This is a genomic window from Streptomyces sp. NPDC001020 (assembly GCF_053599115.1).
Genome location: NZ_JBSFLQ010000005.1, coordinates 19,009 through 40,273, shown reverse-complemented (window position 1 = coordinate 40,273; position 21,265 = coordinate 19,009). Strand labels below are relative to the sequence as shown.

Genomic DNA, 21,265 nt, shown 5'->3' with positions numbered 1-21,265 from the left:
CTAGATTGCGCAATCACGCAAGCAAGTTGGGGGTCCGCCTCCGTCTGTTCGTACACGCCGTGCATGCCCGGCCGCACCTCGACGGCCCGGTCTGATGGGCCCGACCGTTCATGGGAGTGGGAGATGAGCGAGCCGTGGGACGGACGGGGCGGTCAGGCCACACGCAGCCGCACCACTCAGGTGTCCGGACGGCGTAGGGCCGGAGCCGACGGCGCGCGCCCAGCAGGGGGAAGAGCCGGGGCCCGAGCGGCCTCCCGCTCGCTCGGCGACACACGGTCGAGGCGGCGCGCCCGCCCGGCGGGCCGCGGCAAGCGGATCCTGAAGTTCGCCGCGATCACCCTGTCCGTGCTGATCGTGGTCACCGCGGGTGCGGGCTGGTGGTTCTACGAGCATCTGAACGGCAACATCCAGAGCGTCTCGCTCGACGGCAAGGGCGGCACGGAGAAGGCCGACGCGTTCGGCCGGACCCCGATCAACATCCTGGTGATGGGCTCCGACGGCCGCAACAGCGAGGCGGACTGCAAGCTCGGCGGCGGCTGCTCGAAGACCGGTGTGCAGACCGGCGGCAACGCGGACGTGCAGATGGTGGTGCACATATCCGCCGACCGCTCGAACGCCACGGTGATGAGCATTCCCCGCGACACGATGGTCCAGATTCCGGCCTGCAAGGACAGCGGGTCCGGTCAGTCCACCCCCGGTTACCACGGGCAGATCAACAGCGCGCTCCAGTACGGCCCGTCCTGCCAGGTGGCCACCGTCCACCAGTTCACCGGCATCCCCATCGACCACTTCGTCAAGCTCGACTTCTCCGGCGTGGTCAAGATGTCGGACGCGGTCGGCGGCGTTTCCGTGTGCGTCAGTGACGACGTCTACGACACCTACTCGCACCTGAAGCTGTCCAAGGGCAACCACACCCTGAAGGGAGTGGCTGCACTGGAGTTCGTGCGCTCCCGGCACGGCTTCGGCGACGGAAGTGACCTGGGCCGTACGGTCTCCCAGCACATATTCCTGAGCGCGATGATCCGCAAGTTCAAGAGCGCGGGCACGCTCACCGATCCGGCCGCGGTGTACCGTCTCGCGGACGCCGCGACCAAGGCGCTGACCGTGGACGACGACCTGGGTAGCGTGAAGAAGCTGATCTCCCTCGCGGACGACCTGAACAAGGTGCCCGCCAAGCGGATGACCTTCACGACGATGCAGACGGACCCCGACCCGAACGACAAGGACCGGGTGGTGGCGGGCGCCGGTGCCAAGGCGCTCTTCGCCACCATCGCCAACGACCAGTCGCTGACCACCGGCTCGGGCAAGAAGTCCGCGGCGGCCTCGGCAACCGGCAAGGCGACGGCCGCCCCTGTGCCCGCTTCGCAGATCGCGGTGACGGTGAAGAACGGCACCGGCATCACCGGTCGCGCCTCCGTCATCGCCACCGCACTCGTGGACAAGGGCTTCAGCTCCGACACGACCACGGCCAACGCCCCGAGCCCTGCGACGACCACCACCCTCACCTACGGCAGGGGCCAGAAGGCCCAGGCCCGGACGGTCGCCGAGGCGCTGGGCCTGTCCGCCTCGCACCTCGAGCAGGGCACCGGTACCGGCCTGGCCCTGGTGGTCGGCAGCGACTGGCCCAGCGGCACCAGCTACCCGGGCGGCACGTCCTCGCCCGCGCCCGCCGACACCAAGGCCGCCGTCTCCAACGCCCATGCCTCCACGGCTGACCAGAGCAACACCTGCGCCAAGGTCAGCCGCTACAAGACGGTGAGCCTCAACGGAGTCCCCATGACGCCGACCCAGGCGTACGCGGCGGCGAGCGGCAAACCCGACTCGGACGACTGAAACGGCTGTCGAGGGCGTCCACGTCCGTCACGCCTCAGAGTTGTACAGTTGCGCAAGGCAGCAATTGTGACAGCGGGTGCGGAATGCCTGGCCCGCACGCCGTCGGCTGAAGAAAGGGTGGGCGGGATGCTCCGCAACGGGCTGGAACCCTGGCAGCTGCTGATCGTGGCGATCGTGATCATCGCTCTGTTCGGGTCCAAGTTCGGGTCCAAGAAGCTGCCGGACGCCGTTCGCGGTCTGGGCAAGTCGATGCGCAGCTTCAAGAGCGAGGCCAAGGCCAAGAAGGATGGCGACGGCCCTCGGCCCTCCGCTGCCCCCGAGAACGCGTCCGCCGGGCCCGCACCGCGGGTCGTCCAGTCGGCTCCCGGTGAGACCGCGACGGCCCGTCCGGCCGCCGAAAGCGACACAGTTCGCTGAGGCGTACGGGGCAGGAGCCGGCTCGGGCGCTCCTCTTGCCCGGGGCACCGAGGTCCCTGCCCGGGCGACGGCTCGTGTGCGCGGACCGCGACCCCGTTGGGTGCAGCAGCCGAAGCTCCCGGCACACTCTCGGTGTCGCAGTCCCTTCATCAAGGAGGATGAACGCATGATCACACTCACTAAGGAAGACGGCCCGGCGGATCTGGACGGAGTGACCCATCTGTCGATCGGCGCGTCCTGGGACCCGACGGGGGGTGCCAGCGGTGGAGTCATGGGCATGCTCCGCCGCAAGGTCGGCACCGACCTGGACCTCATCGCCATCGCCATGCAGGGCTCGGACCCGGTACGCCTGGCCGGCCTGGACTCTCTGGACCCCATGGGGAACGGCTCGCTGGTGCACAGCGGGGACAATCAGACCGGCCGCGGGGACGGTGACGACGAGACGGTGACGGTCGAGTTCGCACGCATACCGTCCAACATCACCTCGATCGTGTTCGTCGCCGCCGCCTTCAAGAAGGGAAGCTCCTTCCAGAAGGCGCGCAACATCAGCTTCAAGGTGTACGACGCGACCGGCGGAAGCTCCCAGCAGGTCGCCGACATCTGGCCCAGCCTGCTCACCCAGGACAACGGCTGCGCCGTGGCCAAGGCCGTGCGAGTGGGCGGAACCTGGAAGCTCGAAGTGATCAACGTGACCGGGAAGATCAAGCAGGGCGACGAGCACGCCCTGATGCGTTTCGCCGTCAGCAAGTAGTGCGTATGTGTGCTGTCCGTTCCCCGTGGCCCAGGGGCGCGGGGAACGGACGAGCGCCCCGACAGGTGACATTGGCCCTGTCGCATTGCCCGGCACACCTCCAAGTGACCGCGATGACAAGGGCGTTGATCCGCGAGCTGCGGGCGTAGACCGGGGTGCGGGCCATGGACGGGCTTGCTCTTTTTCCCGGCACACCCGGTTGCCACCCCAACCCCACCGCGACGTACACGACTTACGGCCGTCGTGTCGTACCCGCCGCCCCGGCGGCCGTGCGGGTGGCGGAGCGTCTGGTGTCGACGTTGCCGGCCAAGGCCCTGAGGACCCCGGGTAGCTCTGCCACGGTCTGGGCGGGCAGGCCGGTCACGGTCTCCTCCGCCAGCGTGCACCACATCTGCTTGACCTGGTCGGCCAGCGCGCGGCCGCTGTCGGTGAGTTCGACGATGCTGGCGCGCTTGTCGGAGGGGGCGGGTGTGCGGCGGACATGGCCGGAGGCTTCGAGCTTGCGGGCCATGAGCGTGACGCTGGGCGGCTCGACGCTGAGTGCCTCACTGAGCTGCGCCTGGATCATCGGGCCGGTACGGGCCAGTTCGAGCAGAAGCGCCTCCTGGCCGGGATGCAGGCCGAGCGGGGCCAGCAGCTCCGCTGTTCTTGCGCGGTGACGAAGGCTCAGCAGGCGGATGGCCTGGTTGACGGCGTCGGCTTGGTCGAAGTCCATGAGCGCTCTCCCTTGACAGAGTTAGTTATCCGCATAACATTATCTGCATAAGGTTATGCGGATAACGAAGCTTACAGCACGTTGCGGGAGGCAGACATGACCGCGAAGGTCGCCGTCATCTACTACAGCGCGACAGGCACGGTTCACACGCTCGCCCAGGCCGTCGCCGAGGGCGCCACCTCGGCCGGCGCCGAAGTGCGGCTGCGGCGGGTCGCCGAACTGGCACCGGACAGCGCGATCGACGCCAACCCGCTGTGGCGGGCACACGCCGACGCCACCTCCGCGATCGCCGAGGCCTCGATCGAGGACCTGGCGTGGGCCGATGCGTTCGCGTTCGGGACACCGTCGGCACGCTACTGCCACGACATCGACGCGGCTGAAGACCGGCCACCCGACCACCCCCTCACCTGCTGCACGCGTGAAAGCCCTCTTCGCGGTTACCGCGCGCCAAGCGATGCGGGGGTGGGTGGTGGTCGGTAGAGCGACGGGGGTGGTGACGGTGGTGCGGCGTGGGCATTGCGGGGGAGGCGAGGGGCTGGGAGCGCGGGGAAGGCCCGCTCACCGTACGGAACGCGTGCCCTGTCCCCTGTCCCGCACGCGAGCGTGGACCGCCCCCGCCGTGTCATACGCTGGTCTGGTGACGACGCCCGAAGCCGAGCAGAGCGAGTCCGTGTCCGCTGCCGAGAAGCCGGTCGCCGAGAGTGGCAGCCCCGGTGAAGCAGCCGACCCCGGTGCGGACGGCGCGGGTGCGCGTCCGGAGGAGCGGCTGGAGCGGGCCGTGCGGGCCGCCGAACAGGCGTTGATCGAGTACGAGATCGCCTTGGAGACCTTCCGCGTCGAGGTCGAGAACTTCTCGCGGCTGCACCACCAGACGCTCGGGCCGATGTACACACGCCTCGACGAACTGGAGGCGGAGATCGCTGAGGCGACGGCTGCCCGCACCGGTGATCCCGAGGACATACGCCGTGCCCACGAGGCACGCGCCCAGGTCATGCCGATGCCGGGCGTCGAGGAACTGTTCCACGGCTGGATGGACTCCGACGGTCTGTTCCCGGAGGCCCAGGCCATGCTGACGGACCTGCCCGTACGGCCCCCGCAGCGCGTCCGCCCCAGCGAGGAGGCCCGCAGGCTCTACCGGGAACTCGCCCGCAAGGCCCACCCGGACCTCGCCCAGGGCGAGGACGAGCGGAAGCGGCGCGACGAGTTCATCGCCCGGGTCAACGCCGCCTACGCCCGTGGTGACGAGGCCCTGCTGCGGGAGCTCGCCCAGGAATGGGCCGCCGGGCCCGTCCCCGAGGAACGCAGGCCGAGCCGCAGCGAGGAGCTGTACGCCCGCCTCGAATGGCTCGCCCAACGCAAGGAAATGCTCACACTCCTCGCCCGTGAGCTGGAGGAGGGCGCGATCGGCTCCATGCTGCGGCTCGCTCCCGACGACCCCGACCGTCTCCTGGAGGAGATCGCGGAACAGTTGCTGGCCCAGGTCGCGCAGAAGGAAGCCGAGTTGGCGGCGTTGCGCGGCTGAGATGTCGTGTACGGCCTGATCCAACAGGGTCCGGGCACGTCAGCGCCCGCGTCGGGTAGCGTCGGAGTATGCATTTCGGAGCTGGTGTGCCCACGGTCGAGGTCGCGGACCTCAAGGACGGCGACTTCCTGCTGGATGTCCGCGAGGACGACGAGTGGCAGGCGGGTCACGCCGAGGGAGCGCTGCACATCCCCATCAGTGAATTCGTCGAAAGGTACGGCGAGTTCACGCAGGCGGCGCCGCAGGACGGCCGGGTCCATGTGATCTGCCGCTCCGGTGGCCGTTCGGCCCAGGTGGCGATGTACCTGGTCCAGCAGGGCGTCGAGGCGGTGAACGTCGACGGTGGCATGCAGGTCTGGGCCGCGGAGGGCCGACCCGTCCTGGACGCCAAGGGCGAGCCGGGCATCGTGCTGTAGACCGGTCGCGGGGGCTTGCCCCGGACCGGGCGGCCCGCTCGTTCCAGCGGATGCGCCGCTACCAGGTCTCGCACCGCCTCATCGTGTGCCGCGGCGGGGCCGAGGGGCAGCGAACCGTGACCGGCAGCAGCGGTGCTGCTCCCTCGCCGGAGGCGAAGTGCCCGGCCTTCCCCTCCTGGCTGATCGCGAAGCTGACGGTGTGTCAGCTTGGACCATGCTGGTGGGGAATGGTCGGGCGAGGTGGATCAGTGAAGGAACTGTCGGCCGGCATCCGTCGGCGCAGAACCCTCCTCACCGGTCGAAGTCCAGCTCCACCGTCTCCGTGAGCGGATGCGACTGGCATGCCAGCACATAACCCGCCTCGGTCTCCTCCGGCTCCAGCGCGTAGTTGCGGTCCATTCGTACCTGCCCGGAAACCAGGAAGGCGCGGCAGGTCCCGCACACCCCGCCCTTGCAGGCATAAGGCGCGTCGGGCCGGTTGCGCAGCACCGTCTCCAGCAGTGACTCGCCGTCGTCGACCGGCCAGGTTCCGCCACGCCCGTCGAGCCGTGCGGTCACCGTGCTGTGCGCGGGGGACGGTATGGACGGCGTGGTCACGGTGCCGTCGTCCACGTGGAAGATCTCCTCGTGGATAAGGGTCCGCTGCACCCCGAGCCCGCGCAGTGCCCGTTCCGCCGACTGCACCAGCCCGAACGGCCCGCACAGGAACCAGCCCGCGACCCTCTCCACCGGAAGAAGGGTGGGCAGCAACCCGGACAGTCGCTCCTGGTCGAGCCGCCCGGACGGCAGGCCCGCCTGCTGTTCCTCCCGGGAGAGCACCGTGACCAGCTGGAAACGGTCGGGGAAGCGGTCCTTCAGGTCGGCGACCTCTTCCAGGAACATCGTCGAGGCAGACGTTCGGTCACTGCGGACGAGGCAGAACCGTGCCTGGGGTTCCCGTGCCAGCAGCGTCGCCGCGATCGACAGTACGGGCGTGATTCCGCTGCCGCCCACCACGGCCGCGTACAGGCCGGGCGCGGGCTCCAGCGTGAACCGTCCTGCCGGGGACATCACCTCCAGCTCGTCCCCGACGGCGACCTCCTTGAGCGCGAACGAGGAGAAGACACCCCCCTCGACAAGCCGCACCCCGACCCGCAGGGTGCGCGGACCCTCCTGGTCCGGTGCCGGCGCGGGAGAGCAGATGGAGTAGGTGCGCCGTATTTCCGTGCCGTCGACGGTGCGGCGCAGGGCGAGATGCTGGCCGGGCATGTGCCGGTACTCCTCGCGCAGCGTGGGCGGCACGGCGAAGGTCAGGGCCACGGAGTCGTCGGTGAGCCGGTCGACCGCGGCCACCGGAAGCGGGTGGAACCGGGCCATCACAGCTCCTTGAAGTGGTCGAACGGTTCGCGGCAGTCCAGACAGCGGCGCAGGGCCTTGCACGCGGTGGACGAGAAACGGCTCAGCAGTTCGGTCTCGGCGGACCCGCAGTGCGGGCAGCACACAGGACCGTCCGGCTCGGGGGAGTCGGCGACCGTATGTGTGGCGCCCAGCTGTATCGCCACCGGCCCGGACGCCTGCGGGTGGCGTAGGCGTGGTGGCGCTACACCGAACTCCTGCAGTTTGCGCCGGCCCTCGTCGGAGATGTCGTCCGTCGACCATGCGGGGGTGAGCACCGTGCGTACGACGACCTCCCGTATGCCGTGCTGGTGCAGCACCCGCTCGATGTCCAGGGACATCGCCTCGATCGCGGGGCATCCCGTGTACGTCGGGGTCAGCTCGACCTCCACCGCATCCGTGCCGCGCACATGGACGGCCCGCAGGACGCCCAGCTCCTCCAGAGTGATCACGGGCAGCTCGGGGTCGGGGACGGAGCCGGCGAGCCGACGCAGTTCCTCTTCGAGAGCCGTGGCCGTCACCATGACGCCCCCGGGTGACTGCGGTGCAGATGCTGCATCTCCGCGAGCATCCGCCCGAAGGGTTCGGTGTGCAGTCCCTGCCGTCCGGCGCCCGCGGTCCACGCTCCGGCCTGCGGCCCCTCAGGGACCTCCAGGGTGGCGCGGCGCAGTACGTCGCCCACCGTCTCCAGCCAGGTGGCCTTCAGTCCGGCCCAGTCGACCTCCACGCCCTCGACCGGCTGGAACATCTCTCCTGTGAACCGCCACAGTGCCTCGCATGCGCGGCGCATCCGCTCATGGCTCAGCTCCGTGCCGTCGCCGAGCCGCAAGGTCCACTGCTCGGCGTGGTCCTGGTGGTAGGCGACCTCCTTGACCGCTTTGGCCGCGAGGCCCGCGAACGGTCCGTCCCCGGCGGCGAGCTGAGCGTAGAGCAACCGCTGGTAGGTGGAGAAGTACAGCTGGCGGGCTATGGTGTGGGCGAAATCGCCGTTGGGCTGTTCGACCAGTTGCAGGTTGCGGAAGGCGCGTTCCTCGCGGAGGTAGGCGAGTTCGTCCTCGTCGCCCGCCAGAGACAAGAGGACGCGGGCCTGGCCCAGCAGGTCCAGCGCGATGTTGGCGAGGGCGACCTCCTCCTCCAGCACCGGAGCATGGCCCGCCCACTCCCCCAGGCGGTGCGAGAGCACCAGGGCATCGTCGCCGAGGGCCAGGGCGGCCCCGGTGTGCACGGTGGCGGTCACAGGTGCTTCACCCCCTCGGGGATCTCGTAGAACGTCGGGTGCCGGTAGGGCTTGTCGGCGGCCGGATCGAAGAACGCGTCCTTTTCGTCGGGTGAGGACGCGGTGATCGCGGCGGATGGCACGACCCAGATCGAGACGCCTTCGCCGCGCCGTGTGTACAGGTCGCGCGCGTTGCGCAGCGCCAGCTCCGCGTCCGGGGCGTGCAGACTGCCCGCGTGGGTGTGCGAGAGGCCGCGGCGCGAGCGCACGAAGACCTCCCACAGGGGCCATTCCTTGGTCGTCATCGTCACGCCTCCCCGTTCGTGTCGGCCCTGTCCGCCGACGCTCCGACGGCCACGCGGGTCTGGCCGTCGGCCGCGCCCCTAGTGCCGTTGTGCTTCGCCGCGTACGCCGCGGCAGCCTCCCGTACCCAGGCGCCCTCGTCGTGCGCCCGCCTGCGCTGGGACAGCCGCTGCTCGTTGCAGGGGCCGTTGCCCTTGAGGACCTCCCGGAACTCGGTCCAGTCGATGGGGCCGAAGTCGTAGTGCCCGCGTTCCTCGTTCCACCGCAGCTGCGGATCGGGGAGGGTGAGGTTCAGCGACTCCGCCTGGGGCACGCAGATGTCGACGAAGCGCTGGCGCAGGTCGTCGTTCGAGTGCCGCTTGATCTTCCAGGCCATCGACTGCGCGGAGTGCGCGGACTCGTCGTCCGGCGGACCGAACATCATCAGGGACGGCCACCACCAGCGGTCCACTGCGTCCTGCGCCATGGCGTGCTGCTCCGGCGTGCCCTTGCTGAGGGCCATCAGCAGCTCGTATCCCTGGCGCTGGTGGAACGACTCCTCCTTGCAGACGCGGACCATCGCGCGCGCGTACGGGCCGTAGGAACAGCGGCACAGGGGCACCTGGTTGGTGATCGCGGCACCGTCCACCAGCCAGCCGATGGCGCCGACGTCCGCCCAGGTCAGCGTGGGGTAATTGAAGATCGACGAATACTTCTGGCGGCCCGCGTGCAGCTTGTCGAGCAGCTCCTCGCGGCTGGTGCCGAGCGTTTCCGCGGCGCTGTACAGGTACAACCCGTGGCCCGCCTCGTCCTGGACCTTGGCCATCAGGATCGCCTTGCGGCGCAGTGAGGGAGCGCGCGTGATCCAGTTGGACTCCGGCTGCATGCCGATGATCTCGGAGTGCGCGTGCTGAGCGATCTGCCGGATCAGGGTGGTCCGGTAGGCGTCGGGCATCCAGTCGCGCGGTTCGATGCGCTCGTCGGCGGCGACGGCGGCGTCGAAGACAGCCTGGTACACCGCTGTGTCGGCCTCTGCCGTGCCGTCCGCTCGGGCCGTTTGGTGCGCTGCTGTCGCCATGCGGTCCCCCTCGACCACTCGCTGCTCCCGACCGATCGTTCGGTCCGGTCGATTCCATGGTGGGACGAGCCGCGTAGGGTGTCAACCGCTGTGGACAACCTCCGCGCCGCTGCCGGCCGCCGTGTTCGTCGAGCTGTGCGGGGCGGGTGGTCCTGAGTACCGTTCCGGTGCGAGCGCCGAGGTGTGCCGCGAACGGGTGATGCGGCCCGTGCTTTCGACGGCGGAGACAGCAGGCGACCCAGGCCGGTGGCGCCGGTCACGGGAAGCTCGGGAGACGGGGCGGGATGGACGCGTACGACGAGGGACCGGGCGCCGGGAGGGAGGCGGACGGCTCCACCGGCGACCCGTTGTCCCCGCTGCCCGAGGGCGCCGCGAGCGACGTACCCGGAGGTCCGCCCCGTGAGGGCGCCGCGGGTCCGCGGGACAGGAGCGATCCCGCCCCGGACACGTCGGTCCCGTCCGTACCTGCGCCTGTCCCTGCCGCCCTGGGGGCAGACGGCGCCGGGGGGCCGGTTCCCGCGGTGACCGGCGGCCCGGAGCCCGAACCCGCCCCCCGCACCGGCATGGCCGCCCTGTCCCTGCGCTACCAGATCGTCGCCGCGCTTGCCCTCGCGGTTGTCGCCCTCGTCGCGTGTGTGCATCTCGGGATGGTGTTCCTGCACGTCGCGCCCGCGAACACCGTCACCAAGGAGTACGGCAAGGCGATCGACACCTGGGTCTACCCGGAGTTCGAGCAGAACTGGAAGCTGTTCGCGCCCAACCCCTTGCAGCAGAACGTCGACATCGAGGCCCGTGCCGAAGTGCTCACCCGGGACGGCGGTGAGCGGACGACCGGCTGGTACGACCTGTCGGCGCTCGACGGCGCCGCCATAGTCGGCAACCCGCTGCCGAGCCATGTCCAGCAGAACGAACTGCGCCGCGCCTGGGACTTCTACGTCGCCTCGCACGACGGCGAGAACCGCCCACAGGGCCTTCGCGGCGCCCTGTCCGAGGGCTACCTGCGCCGCGTTGTCGTGCTGCGCCTCGGCCGCGAGCGCACCGCCCTTCGCCACGGCGAGACCGTCGACCGCGTCCAGGTCCGCTGCCGCATCACCAACGTGCCGCCCCCCAAGTGGAGCGACGAGCACATCCCCACCGCGCCGGTGTACCGGCAACTGCCCTGGTGGTCACTGCCCGAGGCTGTGCGGACGGGGGCGGGTGCCCGATGAACCGCATCGCTCGTTCCGTCACGCACGGCATCAACCGTGTCACCGAGGCCTCCCTCGGCCCCTACCAGACCGCGGTCGTCCGCATCGGCTTCGCCGCCACCTGGCTGCTGTTCCTGCTGCGGGAGTTCCCGCACCGGCAGGAGATGTACGGACCCGACGGCCCCTGGAGCTGGGACCTGGCCAGGCGGCTCGTCGAGGGCAACCACGCCTTCACGGTCCTGATGTGGTCCGACAGCCGGGTGTGGTTCGAGACGGTGTATCTCCTCGCCCTGCTCTCGAGCGTCCTGCTGCTGGTCGGCTGGCGCACCCGAACGATGTCCGTGCTGTTCATGGTGGGCGTCCTGTCGCTGCAGAACCGCAACGTCTTCATGGGGGACGGTGGCGACAACGTCATCCATCTGGCGGCGATCTACCTGGTGTTCACGCGCTGCGGGCAGGTGTGGTCGCTGGACGCGCGTCGCACCCGGCGTACCCACGCGGAACACGCGTGGGGCGGGCGGCCCCGTCCCGACCGGGTGGGACCGGCCCTGTGGGCTCTGCTCGGCTTCGCGCTGGTCCTGGCGACCGGTGCGGGCCGGATGAGCGGCGGCTGGCTGACGGTGTTCTGGGGGCTGTGGGCCGTGCAGGGCCTGTGGTGGTACCTCGTCCGACGCGCCCCCCACGCGGAGCCGCGGATACTGCTGGACGTCGTCGCCAACCTCGTCCACAACGCCGCCCTGCTGGTGATCATGGCCGAGGCGTGTCTGATCTACTCGACTGCCGGCTGGTACAAGATCCAGGGCTCGCGCTGGCAGGACGGCACGGCCGTCTACTACCCGCTCCACCTCGACTACTTCTCGCCCTGGCCCGCCCTGTCCGACCTGTTGTCCTCGCACGGCGTGATGGTGCTGTTGGTGACGTACGGGACGGTCGCCGCGCAGGTCGCCTTCCCGTTCGCCCTGCTCAACCGGCGGGTGAAGAACGTGCTGCTGGCGCTCCTGATGACCGAGCACGCGGTGATCGCCGTGGTTCTCGGGCTGCCGTTCTTCTCGCTCACGATGATCGCCGCGGACGCGGTGTTCCTGCCGACGTCCTTCCTGCGGCGGCTGGGCGAATGGACCGCACGCGCGTGTGGACGGGCGGCTGCCGCGCGCGCACGCCGTACTCCGCGCAGCCCGGGCGGGCAGCAGCCGCCGACCGAGGAGACGGCGGGGCCCACGCAGGTGGGCACCACGGCATGAGCTTCCCGGCGGGCCGCCTGCCGTGAGACACGCGGCGCCTGTACAGCGCGGGCCCGCACAGACCTTCCCGCAGGACCGTGGGTGAGCTTCGCGGCCCGCAGCGCACGTAGGCTGCACTGCATGACGGATCCGTCCCGCGGTACCGACCCGCTGAGCATCTGGCGCAGGCTCGCCGACACCTCGGTCCTGCTCGACGGCTTCCACGCGCTCAAGCACGCGCTGCGCTTCGACGCGCGCGTGCCCGTCGCTGTCACCACCGACCGGCCGGCCACGCTCGCCCTGGCCGGTGAACTGGCGCCCGACGTACGGGACGTCCTGGACGCGCTCCTGACCGAGGTCCCGGAGGGTACGTACCGCACCCTCGTGCCGCGCCCGCATCCCACCGGGGTCGCCGCTCTGGCCGTGCGCCCCTCGCGCGAGGCCAATCTGGAGACCCTGAGGCGCACGCCCCGCACCGCCCCTGTCGTCGTCCTCGACAACCCGCGCAACCTCGGCAACGCGGGGGCGGTGATCCGGCTCGCCGCCGGATTCGGCGCGACCGGAGTCGTCACGACGGGCACGCTCGATCCCTGGCATCCCACGGTCGTCCGCGGCGGGGCCGGCCTGCACTTCGCCACCGCCGTGGAGCGGCTGGCCGTGGGCGAACTGCCACCGGGCCCGGTGTTCGCGCTGGACCCGGAGGGCGACGACATCCGGGGGCTGAAGCTCCCGGACGACGCCGTGCTGGCGTTCGGCTCCGAGCGCACCGGCCTGTCCGCCGACCTCCGCGCCCGCACCGACCACCTGGTGTCGCTGCCGATGCGCCCCCAGGTCTCCAGCTACAACCTCGCGACCAGTGTGGCCATGACGCTGTACCACTGGAGTGCTACCGCGGGCGCACCGGCCTGAGCCGCCCTACGCCTCCCGGCGCACCTCCACCACCCGGAAGCGGTTCGCCACGAACGCCCCGTCGCACAGGGTCGAGTTGGCCGCCGGGTTTCCGCCCGAGCCGTGGAAGTCGGAGAAGGCGGCCGTCTGGTTGACGTACACCCCGCCGGTCAGGTTGAGCGAGAGCTGGGCACACTCCTCCAGGCAGACCTCCTCGACGGCCTGCCCGACCTCTTCGGAGGTGGTGTACGCGCCGACGGTCATCGCACCCTTGTCCCTGATGGTGTGCCGCAGCAGCTCCACCGCGTCCCGGGCCGAGTCGACCGCGACGGCGAAGGACACCGGACCGAAGCACTCGCTCATGTAGGCGGCCTCCGCGTCCGGCTTGGCGCCGTCGAGCTTCACGATCACCGGCGTGCGGACGACCGCCTTCGGGAAGTCCGGGTGGGTGACCTCCCGTGAGGCCAGCGCGACTTCGCCGAGCCCGGCCGCCGCATCCAGACGGGCCTTGACGTCCGGGTTCACGAGCGCGCCGAGCAGCGCGTTCGCGCGCGCGTCGTCGCCCAGCAGGCCGCCGACCGCCCGCGAGAGATCGGCGACCACCTCGTCGTACGACTTGGGGCCCTCGTCGGTGGAGATGCCGTCCCGCGGGATCAGCAGGTTCTGCGGGGTGGTGCACATCTGGCCGCTGTACAGCGACAGGGAGAACGCCAGGTTCGACAGCATCCCCTTGTAGTCGTCGGTCGACTCCACGATCACCGTGTTGACGCCGGCCTTCTCCGTGTACACCTCGGCTTGGCGGGCATTGGTCTCGAGCCAGTCGCCGAACGCCGTCGAGCCCGTGTAGTCGATGATCCGGATCTCGGGGCGCACGGCCAGCGTCTTGGCGATGCCCTCGCCGGGGCGCTCGGCGGCCAGCGCCACCAGGTTGGGGTCGAAGCCCGCCTCCGCCAGGACCTGACGGGCCACCTGCACGGTGAGCGCGAGCGGCAGTACCGCGCGCGGGTGGGGCTTCACCAGGACCGCGTTGCCCGTGGCGAGGGACGCGAACAGGCCCGGGTAGCCGTTCCACGTCGGGAAGGTGTTGCAGCCGATGACCAGCGCGATGCCGCGTGGGACAGGCTGGAACGTCTTGGTGAGCGCCAGCGGGTCGCGCTTGCCCTGTGGCTTGGTCCACTCCGCGGTGCCGGGCGTGCGGACCTGCTCGTCGTACGCGTACGCCACCGCCTCCAGGCCACGGTCCTGTGCGTGCGGGCCGCCCGCCTGGAACGCCATCATGAAGGCCTGGCCGCTGGTGTGCATGACCGCGTGCGCGAACTCGTGCGTCCGGTCGCTGATGCGCTTGAGGATCTCCAGGCACACCACCGCGCGTGTCTCCGCGCCCGCGTCCCGCCACGCCCGCTGTCCCGCGCGCATGGCGGGCAGCAGGACGTCGATGTCCGCGTGGGGGTAGCTGATTCCCAGCTCGATTCCGTACGGCGACACTTCGCCGCCCGTCCAGTCGTCCGTGCCGGGCTGACCGAGGTCCAGACGGGAGCCCAGGAGGGCGTCGAAAGCGGCTTTGCCCGCTGCCGCGTCCAGGCTGCCGTTCTCGCCGTAGGCCTTGGGGTGTTCGGGGTGCGGGGACCAGTACGCGCGTGTCCGGATCACTTCCAGTGCCCGGTCGAGGGTGGGCCGGTGCTGGGCGATCAGCTGGTGCGCGGTGAGTTCGGCGGCCATGCGGGACCAACTCCTCGTCTTGTTGAGCTCTCCCTTGAGCTCTGACCTGGGCAGGAACAGCCGGACAGAGTTAGAGTAACCGAACGATCGGTCGGGACAAGGGGGTCCGCCGCATCTGTGGAAAACGTCGTGCGGGAGGATCGCGCACATGACAGCACTCGACCTCAGCAGCCCCGTGGCCGTCGTCGGCACCGGCACCATGGGCCAGGGCATAGCCCAGGTCGCGCTGGTCGCGGGCCACCCCGTGCGGCTGTACGACGCCGTGCCCGGGCGCGCCCAGGAGGCGACCGACGCGATCGGCGCCCGTCTCGACCGGCTCGTCGAGAAGGGCCGGCTCACCGGTGCCGAGCGGGACGCGGCCCGTGCCCGCCTGCTGCCGGCCGAAAGCCTGGCCGAGCTCGCGCACTGCTCGCTCGTCGTCGAGGCGGTCCTGGAGCGCCTCGAGGTGAAGCAGCAACTGTTCGGGGAGCTGGAGGACATCGTCGGCGACGACTGCCTGCTCGCCACCAACACCTCGTCCCTGTCCGTGACAGCCATCGGCGGTGCCCTGCGCAACGCCGGCCGCCTCGTCGGTCTGCACTTCTTCAACCCGGCGCCGCTGATGCCGCTCGTGGAGGTCGTCTCCGGGTTCGCCACCGACGTCACGTCGGCCACGCGCGCGTACGAGACGGCCCGCGCCTGGGGCAAGACGCCGGTCGCCTGCGCGGACACCCCGGGGTTCATCGTCAACCGCATCGCACGGCCCTTCTACGCCGAGGCGTTCGCGGTCTACGAGGCGCAGGCCGCCGACCCGGCCACCATCGACGCGGTGCTGCGCGAGTCGGGCGGCTTCCGGATGGGCGCCTTCGAGCTGACCGACCTGATCGGGCAGGATGTCAACGAGTCCGTCACCCACTCGGTGTGGCAGTCCTTCTTCCAGGACGTGCGCTTCGCGCCCTCGCTCGCCCAGCGGCGGCTGGTCGAGTCGGGCCGACTCGGCCGCAAGACCGGACAGGGCTGGTACGCGTACGGGGACGACGCCGAGCGCCCCGAGCCGCACACCGCGGAGAAGGCGCAGGCGCCCGCGTACGTCGTCGCCGAGGGCGACCTCGGCCCCGCCGGTGAACTCCTCACGCTGATCCGCGAAGCGGGCATATCCGTGCGTGAGGACGAGGAGGACCGCGGGACGCGCCTGGTGCTGCCGAGCGGCGGCCAACTGGTCCTCGCCGACGGGCAGACCTCCGTCGAGTTCCGCGACGTCGTCTACTTCGACCTGGCACTCGACTATCGCAGGGCGACCCGCATCGCCCTGTCCGCCTCCCAGGACACCTCCCCGGGGACTCTCGCCGAGGCCACCGGGCTCTTCCAGGCGCTCGGCAAGGACGTCAGCGTCATCGGGGACGTACCCGGCATGATCGTCGCCCGTACGGTGGCCCGGATCGTCGACCTGGGGCACGACGCCGTCGCCAAGGGCGTGGCCACCGAGGAGGACATCGACACCGCGATGCGCCTGGGTGTCAACTACCCCCTCGGCCCCTTCGAATGGAGCCGCAGGCTCGGCCGCAGCTGGGCCTACGACGTTCTCGACGACCTGCACCTGCGCGACCCCTGCGGACGGTACGCGCCATCTCTCGCGCTCTACCGTCACGCGTACGCACCGGAGAAGCGGGAGGGCACCTCATGACCACCGCCAAGCGCGACACGTACACCCCGGAGAGCCTGCTCTCGGTCGCCGTGCAGGTCTTCAACGAGCGCGGCTACGACGGCACCTCCATGGAGCATCTCTCCAGGGCGGCCGGCATCTCCAAGTCATCGATCTACCACCACGTCGCGGGCAAGGAGGAGTTGCTGCGCCGGGCCGTCAGCAGGGCACTGGACGGCCTCTTCGAGATCCTTGACGAGCAGCACGCGCGCGAGGGGCGCGCCGTGGAGCGGCTGGAGTACGTCGTACGGCGCATGGTCGAGGTGCTCACTGCCGAGCTGCCCTACGTGACGCTGCTGCTGCGCGTGCGTGGCAACACCGGCACCGAGCGCTGGGCCCTGGAGCGGCGCCGCGAGTTCGACCACCGGGTCGCCGAGCTGCTCAAGGCGGCGGCTGCCGACGGGGACGTGCGCGGCGACGTGGAGGTGAGGCTCGCGACGCGGCTGGTCTTCGGGATGATCAACTCGATCGTGGAGTGGTACCGGCCGGACGGGCGCGGCATGGGCGAGCGTGAAGTCGCCGACGCCGTCGTGCGGCTGGTCTTCTCGGGGCTGCACAGGGACCGCTGAGGCCGGGCGGTCCGCCCTTCGGGATCAGCCCTCCGGGTCCAGGTCCTCCTCTTCGAAGACCAGCAGCGTGCGCGTGCTGAGCACTTCGGGGATCGCCTGGAGCCGGGTGAGGACCAGCTCGCGCAGCGCCCTGTTGTCGGGGGTGTGCACCAGCAGCAGTACGTCGAAGTCGCCGCCCACCAAGGCGATGTGGGAGGCGCCGGGGAGCAGGCGCAGTTGTTCGCGGACCGCGCGCCAGGAGTTCTGCACGATTTTCAGAGTGATGTACGCGGAGGTGCCCTGACCCGCGCGTTCGTGGTTCACGCGGGCCCCGAAACCGCGGATCACGCCGTCCTCGACGAGCCGGTTGATCCGCGCGTACGCGTTGGCCCGCGAGACGTGGACGCGCTCGGCGACCGACCGTATCGAGGCGCGGCCGTCCGCCTGGAGTATCTGCAGGATGTCCTGGTCGATGGCGTCGAGAGGGCGTGGGGGCGGCGTCATGGGTCCGTGCTCCGGCGGCTCGGCCATTTGTTCAGATGCCATGTGCCCCCGCCTCTTTACCATGGACGTACTGCGTCCATCTCAGGTTGTGGAGAACCGTTTGTCCACAGCCTGGAGGCACCTGTAGCCAAAATGTGCCGACGACCGAACAATCGGTAGGTGAGGCGCATCACTCCCGTGGCGTGCCTGAAGCCGCTCCCACGAGGAGGTGCCGTTATGACGGTCATGGAGCAGCGGGGTGCCTACCGGCCCTCGCCGCCGCCCGCTTGGCAGCCCCGCACCGACCCCGCTCCGCTGCTGCCCGACACGCTGCCGTACCGCGTTCTCGGCACCGAGGCGGCCGGGAAGGCCGACCCCGAGCTGCTGCGCCGGCTGTACGCCCAGCTGGTGCTCGGCCGCCGGTACAACGCGCAGGCGACGGCGCTCACCAAGCAGGGCCGTCTGGCCGTCTACCCCTCCAGCACCGGGCAGGAGGCCTGCGAGGTCGCCGCCGCGCTCGTTCTCGAGGAGCGCGACTGGCTCTTCCCCAGCTACCGCGACACGCTCGCCGCCGTCGCCCGCGGCGTCGACCCCGTCGAGGCCCTGACCCTGCTGCGCGGCGACTGGCACACCGGCTACAACCCGTACGAACACCGTGTGGCGCCCCTGAGTACCCCGCTGGCCACCCAGCTTCCGCACGCTGTGGGACTCGCGCACGCCGCGCGTCTGAAGGGCGACGACGTGGTCGCGCTCGCGATGGTCGGCGACGGCGGCACCAGCGAGGGCGACTTCCACGAGGCCATGAACTTCGCCGCGGTCTGGCAGGCGCCGGTCGTCTTCCTCGTACAGAACAACGGCTTCGCGATCTCGGTCCCGCTCGACAAGCAGACCGCGGCGCCCTCCCTGGCCCACAAGGCCGTCGGCTACGGCATGCCGGGCCGCCTGGTCGACGGCAACGACGCGGCGGCCGTGCACGAGGTCCTCGGCGAGGCCGTACGGCACGCGCGCGAGGGCGGCGGCCCCACGCTCGTCGAGGCGGTGACGTACCGCATCGACGCTCACACCAACGCCGACGACGCGACCCGCTACCGCGGCGAGGACGAAATCGAGGCCTGGCGTGATCATGACCCGATCGTCTTGCTGGAGCGGGAGTTGACGGAACGCGGGCTGCTGGAGGAGGACGCCGTACAAGCGGCGCGTGAGGACGCAGAGGTGATGGCGGCGGACCTGCGGGCGCGTATGAACCAGGATCCGGTGCTCGACCCCATGGATCTCTTCGCCCATGTGTACGCACAGCCCACCACCCAGCTCCTGGAGCAGCAGTCCCAGCTGCAGGCGGAGCTGGCAGCGGAGGCCGCAGGCCCGGAAGGAGCCGGACGATGACGACTGTGGCCCTCAAGCCGGCCACCATGGCCCAGGCCCTCACGCGCGCGATGCGCGACGCTCTGGCGGCCGACTCGTCCGTGCACGTCCTGGGCGAGGATGTCGGCACGCTCGGCGGCGTCTTCCGCGTCACCGACGGGCTGGCCGAGGAGTTCGGCGACGACCGCTGCACGGACACACCGCTCGCCGAGGCAGGCATCCTGGGCACCGCTGTCGGCATGGCGATGTACGGCCTCAGACCGGTCGTGGAGATGCAGTTCGACGCGTTCGCCTACCCCGCGTTCGAGCAGTTGGTCAGTCATGTCTCACGCATGCGCAACCGCACGCGTGGCGCGATGCCGCTGCCGATCACCATCCGCGTCCCGTACGGGGGAGGCATAGGAGGCGTCGAGCACCACAGCGACTCCTCCGAGGCGTACTACATGGCGACTCCCGGGCTCCATGTCGTCACGCCCGCGACCGTCGCCGACGCGTACGGGCTGTTGCGCGCCGCCATCGACTCCGACGACCCGGTGGTCTTCCTGGAGCCGAAGCGGCTGTACTGGTCGAAGGACACCTGGAACCCCGAGGAGCCCGAGGCGGTCGCCCCGCTGGGCCGTGCGGTGGTGCGGCGTTCGGGTCGCAGTGCCACGCTCGTCACCTACGGCCCGTCGGTGCCCGTCTGCCTGGAGGCGGCCGAGGCGGCAGGTGCCGAGGGCTGGGACCTCGAAGTGGTCGACCTGCGCTCCCTGGTGCCGTTCGACGACGAGACGGTGACCGCGTCCGTACGCCGTACGGGCCGGGCCGTGGTGGTGCACGAGTCGACCGGTTTCGGCGGGCCGGGTGGGGAGATCGCCGCGCGCATCACCGAGCGCTGCTTCCACTACCTGGAGGCGCCGGTGCTGCGGGTGGCCGGATTCGACATCCCCTATCCGCCGCCGATGCTGGAGCGGCACCATCTGCCGGGCGTCGACCGGATCCTGGACGCCGTGGGGCGCCTGCAGTGGGAGGCCGAGAGCTGATGACACAGGTGCTGGAGTTCAGGCTGCCGGACCTCGGTGAGGGACTGACCGAGGCGGAGATCGTCCGCTGGCTGGTGCAGGTCGGGGACGTGGTCGCGGTCGACCAGCCGGTCGTCGAGGTGGAGACGGCCAAGGCGATGGTCGAGGTGCCCTGCCCCTACGGGGGTGTGGTCACGGCCCGCTTCGGCGAGGAGGGCGCGGAACTGCCCGTCGGCGCACCGCTGTTGACTGTTGCCGTCGGCGCCCCCGAGGAAGCGGCCGCGGAGCCCTCCGGGAACGTGCTGGTCGGGTACGGCACTTCGGCGTCTCCGGCCCGGCGCCGCCGGGTGCGTCCGCCGCAGCCGGGTGCGCGACTGACGGACGGGGTACCCCGGGCGGACGAACCCGGCGTCGTCACGGCCCCGGCCGCCCTCAGCCTCGCCCCGGCCGCCGCGGCGCCGGTGTCCACAGCCCCGTCGACGCTGCCGCACACGGCCGCCCCGCAACGCGCCGCCCTCGGTCGGACGCACCGTGAGGCCGACCCGGGGCACCCCGACGGTCCGGTCCCGGTGATCTCCCCGCTCGTGCGCAGGCTCGCCCGTGAGAACGGCGTCGATCTGCGGAAGCTGGCGGGCTCGGGTCCCGACGGACTGATCCTGCGGGCGGATGTGGAGGACGTCCTCAGGGCCGCCGGCGGACGGCCGGCCGGGACCTCGGCGAGCCCCCGCACGCCGGGAGCACCCGCCACCACGCCCGAGGCGGCGCCCATGGCCGGAGGAGACACCAGCGCGCGCGGGTCCGACACCCGGGTCCCCCTGCGGGGAGTGCGCGGGGCCGTCGCCGACAAGCTCTCCCGGAGCCGGCGCGAGATCCCCGACGCGACCTGCTGGGTGGACGCAGACGCCACGGAACTCATGCGCGCGCGGACGGCCATGAACGCGACCGGGGGCGCCAAGATCTCCCTGCTCGCGCTGCTCGCCCGCATCTGCACCGCCGCGCTCGCCCGCTTCCCCGAACTCAACTCCACCGTCGACACGGAGGCCAGAGAGGTCGTCCGACTCGACCGGGTGCACCTCGGGTTCGCCGCGCAGACCGAGCGGGGGCTCGTCGTCCCCGTCGTACGGGACGCGCACACGCGGGACGCCGAGTCGCTGACCGGGGAGTTCGCAAGGCTGACCGAGGCCGCGCGCGCCGGAACGCTCACGCCGGGGGAACTGACCGGCGGGACCTTCACGTTGAACAACTACGGAGTGTTCGGCGTCGACGGCTCCACACCGATCATCAACCACCCCGAGGCGGCCATGCTCGGTGTCGGCCGTATCGTCCCCAAACCCTGGGTGCACGACGGCGAGCTTGCGGTGCGGCAGGTCGTGCAGCTCTCGTTGACCTTCGACCACCGGGTGTGCGACGGCGGTACGGCGGGCGGCTTCCTGAGGTACGTGGCGGACTGCGTGGAGCAGCCGACGGTGCTGCTGCGCACGCTCTGACCAGGCGGCCGCGCCTCGGCACCCACCGACGGTGTGAGGGAGGTTCAGCACACGGCTGCTGAGGGGCGCGGGTGCCTTGATCCAC

At 70.7% G+C, this 21,265-nt stretch carries 21 protein-coding genes and 1 pseudogene; 14 read left to right on the top strand and 8 right to left on the bottom strand.

Going from position 1 to position 21,265, the window contains the following annotated elements:
- The first annotated feature begins 123 nt into the window (after positions 1-123).
- The 3 genes from ACWDEX_RS05800 to ACWDEX_RS05790 all read left to right on the top strand — a co-directional run bounded on the left by ACWDEX_RS05800 (position 124) and on the right by ACWDEX_RS05790 (position 3,001).
- A complete protein-coding gene (locus ACWDEX_RS05800) occupies positions 124-1,833 on the top strand; it encodes an LCP family protein (RefSeq protein ID WP_450461946.1) in 1,710 nt (569 codons plus the stop codon).
- 126 nt (positions 1,834-1,959) lie between these two features.
- The gene (locus ACWDEX_RS05795) at positions 1,960-2,250 is read left to right on the top strand and encodes a Sec-independent protein translocase subunit TatA (protein WP_450461944.1); all 291 of its coding nucleotides are present in this window, start codon (positions 1,960-1,962) and stop codon (positions 2,248-2,250) included.
- Positions 2,251-2,416: 166 nt separating this feature from the next.
- Entirely contained in the window at positions 2,417-3,001 is a 585-nt protein-coding gene (locus tag ACWDEX_RS05790; RefSeq protein ID WP_450461943.1) for a TerD family protein, read from the top strand.
- A gap of 232 nt (positions 3,002-3,233) precedes the next feature.
- On the opposite strand, the gene ACWDEX_RS05785 is transcribed toward ACWDEX_RS05790, so the two are convergent.
- On the bottom strand, positions 3,234-3,716 hold the full coding sequence (locus tag ACWDEX_RS05785; RefSeq protein ID WP_450461942.1) for a MarR family winged helix-turn-helix transcriptional regulator: 483 nt from the start codon (positions 3,714-3,716) through the stop codon (positions 3,234-3,236).
- 96 nt (positions 3,717-3,812) lie between these two features.
- Here ACWDEX_RS05785 and ACWDEX_RS05780 point away from each other — a divergent pair.
- From ACWDEX_RS05780 to ACWDEX_RS05770, 3 genes and pseudogenes are all read left to right on the top strand, one after another.
- Positions 3,813-4,064: pseudogene (locus ACWDEX_RS05780) on the top strand (flavodoxin domain-containing protein); the annotation flags it as partial.
- A 289-nt stretch (positions 4,065-4,353) separates the two neighbouring features.
- Complete coding sequence (locus ACWDEX_RS05775; protein WP_450461941.1) at positions 4,354-5,238, top strand: hypothetical protein; 885 nt, start codon at positions 4,354-4,356, stop codon at positions 5,236-5,238.
- Between the two features lie 86 nt (positions 5,239-5,324).
- On the top strand, positions 5,325-5,654 hold the full coding sequence (locus tag ACWDEX_RS05770) for a rhodanese-like domain-containing protein (RefSeq protein WP_450462146.1): 330 nt from the start codon (positions 5,325-5,327) through the stop codon (positions 5,652-5,654).
- A 291-nt stretch (positions 5,655-5,945) separates the two neighbouring features.
- On the opposite strand, the gene ACWDEX_RS05765 is transcribed toward ACWDEX_RS05770, so the two are convergent.
- From ACWDEX_RS05765 to paaA, 5 genes are read right to left on the bottom strand one after another with little or no spacing between them, the layout of a single operon-like run.
- Positions 5,946-7,010 carry a 2Fe-2S iron-sulfur cluster-binding protein gene (locus tag ACWDEX_RS05765; protein ID WP_450461940.1) on the bottom strand — a complete coding sequence of 355 codons (1,065 nt, stop codon included), beginning with the start codon at positions 7,008-7,010 and terminating at the stop codon, positions 5,946-5,948.
- The gene (paaD, locus tag ACWDEX_RS05760) at positions 7,010-7,552 is read right to left on the bottom strand and encodes a 1,2-phenylacetyl-CoA epoxidase subunit PaaD (RefSeq protein WP_450461939.1); all 543 of its coding nucleotides are present in this window, start codon (positions 7,550-7,552) and stop codon (positions 7,010-7,012) included. Before paaD ends, ACWDEX_RS05765 begins: the two co-directional genes overlap by 1 nt.
- Positions 7,546-8,265: a 1,2-phenylacetyl-CoA epoxidase subunit PaaC gene (gene paaC / locus ACWDEX_RS05755; RefSeq protein ID WP_450461938.1), complete on the bottom strand. Its 720-nt coding sequence runs from the start codon at positions 8,263-8,265 to the stop codon at positions 7,546-7,548. The genes paaD and paaC overlap by 7 nt, the downstream gene beginning before the upstream one ends.
- Positions 8,262-8,549, bottom strand: coding sequence for a 1,2-phenylacetyl-CoA epoxidase subunit PaaB (gene paaB, locus ACWDEX_RS05750; protein ID WP_450461937.1), 288 nt, complete (start codon positions 8,547-8,549; stop codon positions 8,262-8,264). The genes paaC and paaB overlap by 4 nt, the downstream gene beginning before the upstream one ends.
- A gap of 2 nt (positions 8,550-8,551) precedes the next feature.
- A complete protein-coding gene (paaA, locus tag ACWDEX_RS05745; RefSeq protein ID WP_450461935.1) occupies positions 8,552-9,604 on the bottom strand; it encodes a 1,2-phenylacetyl-CoA epoxidase subunit PaaA in 1,053 nt (350 codons plus the stop codon).
- A 284-nt stretch (positions 9,605-9,888) separates the two neighbouring features.
- Here paaA and ACWDEX_RS05740 point away from each other — a divergent pair, with 284 nt between their 5' ends.
- The 3 genes from ACWDEX_RS05740 to ACWDEX_RS05730 all read left to right on the top strand — a co-directional run bounded on the left by ACWDEX_RS05740 (position 9,889) and on the right by ACWDEX_RS05730 (position 12,920).
- Positions 9,889-10,812 (top strand): DUF5819 family protein, encoded by a 924-nt coding sequence (locus ACWDEX_RS05740; RefSeq protein ID WP_450461934.1) that lies wholly within the window; start codon positions 9,889-9,891, stop codon positions 10,810-10,812.
- Positions 10,809-12,032, top strand: coding sequence for an HTTM domain-containing protein (locus tag ACWDEX_RS05735; RefSeq protein WP_450461933.1), 1,224 nt, complete (start codon positions 10,809-10,811; stop codon positions 12,030-12,032). The genes ACWDEX_RS05740 and ACWDEX_RS05735 overlap by 4 nt, the downstream gene beginning before the upstream one ends.
- A gap of 120 nt (positions 12,033-12,152) precedes the next feature.
- Entirely contained in the window at positions 12,153-12,920 is a 768-nt protein-coding gene (locus ACWDEX_RS05730) for a TrmH family RNA methyltransferase (RefSeq protein WP_450461932.1), read from the top strand.
- 6 nt (positions 12,921-12,926) lie between these two features.
- Here the strand turns inward: ACWDEX_RS05730 and paaN are convergent, their stop codons facing one another.
- Positions 12,927-14,618 carry a phenylacetic acid degradation protein PaaN gene (gene paaN, locus ACWDEX_RS05725; protein ID WP_450461931.1) on the bottom strand — a complete coding sequence of 564 codons (1,692 nt, stop codon included), beginning with the start codon at positions 14,616-14,618 and terminating at the stop codon, positions 12,927-12,929.
- Positions 14,619-14,766: 148 nt separating this feature from the next.
- Between paaN and ACWDEX_RS05720 the strand changes: the two genes are divergently transcribed.
- Complete coding sequence (locus ACWDEX_RS05720) at positions 14,767-16,281, top strand: 3-hydroxyacyl-CoA dehydrogenase (RefSeq protein ID WP_450461930.1); 1,515 nt, start codon at positions 14,767-14,769, stop codon at positions 16,279-16,281.
- Entirely contained in the window at positions 16,278-16,868 is a 591-nt protein-coding gene (locus ACWDEX_RS05715; RefSeq protein ID WP_450461929.1) for a TetR/AcrR family transcriptional regulator, read from the top strand. The genes ACWDEX_RS05720 and ACWDEX_RS05715 overlap by 4 nt, the downstream gene beginning before the upstream one ends.
- A gap of 24 nt (positions 16,869-16,892) precedes the next feature.
- On the opposite strand, the gene ACWDEX_RS05710 is transcribed toward ACWDEX_RS05715, so the two are convergent.
- Entirely contained in the window at positions 16,893-17,378 is a 486-nt protein-coding gene (locus ACWDEX_RS05710; protein WP_450462145.1) for an Lrp/AsnC family transcriptional regulator, read from the bottom strand.
- 189 nt (positions 17,379-17,567) lie between these two features.
- Between ACWDEX_RS05710 and pdhA the strand changes: the two genes are divergently transcribed.
- From pdhA to ACWDEX_RS05695, 3 genes are read left to right on the top strand one after another with little or no spacing between them, the layout of a single operon-like run.
- Complete coding sequence (pdhA, locus tag ACWDEX_RS05705) at positions 17,568-18,713, top strand: pyruvate dehydrogenase (acetyl-transferring) E1 component subunit alpha (RefSeq protein WP_450461928.1); 1,146 nt, start codon at positions 17,568-17,570, stop codon at positions 18,711-18,713.
- Positions 18,710-19,714 (top strand): alpha-ketoacid dehydrogenase subunit beta, encoded by a 1,005-nt coding sequence (locus ACWDEX_RS05700; protein ID WP_450461927.1) that lies wholly within the window; start codon positions 18,710-18,712, stop codon positions 19,712-19,714. Before pdhA ends, ACWDEX_RS05700 begins: the two co-directional genes overlap by 4 nt.
- Entirely contained in the window at positions 19,714-21,180 is a 1,467-nt protein-coding gene (locus ACWDEX_RS05695) for a dihydrolipoamide acetyltransferase family protein (protein ID WP_450461926.1), read from the top strand. The genes ACWDEX_RS05700 and ACWDEX_RS05695 overlap by 1 nt, the downstream gene beginning before the upstream one ends.
- The last annotated feature ends 85 nt before the right edge of the window (positions 21,181-21,265 follow it).

What these genes read in the sequence shown, in the direction of transcription:
- ACWDEX_RS05765 (WP_450461940.1), bottom strand. Translation starts at nt 7,010, where the DNA reads ATGGCCCGGTTCCACCCGCTTCCGGTGGCCGCGGTCGACCGGCTCACC.
- pdhA (WP_450461928.1), top strand. Translation starts at nt 17,568, where the DNA reads ATGACGGTCATGGAGCAGCGGGGTGCCTACCGGCCCTCGCCGCCGCCC.
- paaD (WP_450461939.1), bottom strand. Translation starts at nt 7,552, where the DNA reads ATGGTGACGGCCACGGCTCTCGAAGAGGAACTGCGTCGGCTCGCCGGC.
- ACWDEX_RS05800 (WP_450461946.1), top strand. Translation starts at nt 124, where the DNA reads ATGAGCGAGCCGTGGGACGGACGGGGCGGTCAGGCCACACGCAGCCGC.
- ACWDEX_RS05740 (WP_450461934.1), top strand. Translation starts at nt 9,889, where the DNA reads ATGGACGCGTACGACGAGGGACCGGGCGCCGGGAGGGAGGCGGACGGC.
- ACWDEX_RS05720 (WP_450461930.1), top strand. Translation starts at nt 14,767, where the DNA reads ATGACAGCACTCGACCTCAGCAGCCCCGTGGCCGTCGTCGGCACCGGC.
- ACWDEX_RS05735 (WP_450461933.1), top strand. Translation starts at nt 10,809, where the DNA reads ATGAACCGCATCGCTCGTTCCGTCACGCACGGCATCAACCGTGTCACC.
- ACWDEX_RS05715 (WP_450461929.1), top strand. Translation starts at nt 16,278, where the DNA reads ATGACCACCGCCAAGCGCGACACGTACACCCCGGAGAGCCTGCTCTCG.
- paaN (WP_450461931.1), bottom strand. Translation starts at nt 14,618, where the DNA reads ATGGCCGCCGAACTCACCGCGCACCAGCTGATCGCCCAGCACCGGCCC.
- ACWDEX_RS05795 (WP_450461944.1), top strand. Translation starts at nt 1,960, where the DNA reads ATGCTCCGCAACGGGCTGGAACCCTGGCAGCTGCTGATCGTGGCGATC.
- ACWDEX_RS05730 (WP_450461932.1), top strand. Translation starts at nt 12,153, where the DNA reads ATGACGGATCCGTCCCGCGGTACCGACCCGCTGAGCATCTGGCGCAGG.
- ACWDEX_RS05790 (WP_450461943.1), top strand. Translation starts at nt 2,417, where the DNA reads ATGATCACACTCACTAAGGAAGACGGCCCGGCGGATCTGGACGGAGTG.
- paaB (WP_450461937.1), bottom strand. Translation starts at nt 8,549, where the DNA reads ATGACGACCAAGGAATGGCCCCTGTGGGAGGTCTTCGTGCGCTCGCGC.
- ACWDEX_RS05785 (WP_450461942.1), bottom strand. Translation starts at nt 3,716, where the DNA reads ATGGACTTCGACCAAGCCGACGCCGTCAACCAGGCCATCCGCCTGCTG.
- ACWDEX_RS05695 (WP_450461926.1), top strand. Translation starts at nt 19,714, where the DNA reads ATGACACAGGTGCTGGAGTTCAGGCTGCCGGACCTCGGTGAGGGACTG.
- paaA (WP_450461935.1), bottom strand. Translation starts at nt 9,604, where the DNA reads ATGGCGACAGCAGCGCACCAAACGGCCCGAGCGGACGGCACGGCAGAG.
- ACWDEX_RS05710 (WP_450462145.1), bottom strand. Translation starts at nt 17,378, where the DNA reads ATGGCCGAGCCGCCGGAGCACGGACCCATGACGCCGCCCCCACGCCCT.
- ACWDEX_RS05700 (WP_450461927.1), top strand. Translation starts at nt 18,710, where the DNA reads ATGACGACTGTGGCCCTCAAGCCGGCCACCATGGCCCAGGCCCTCACG.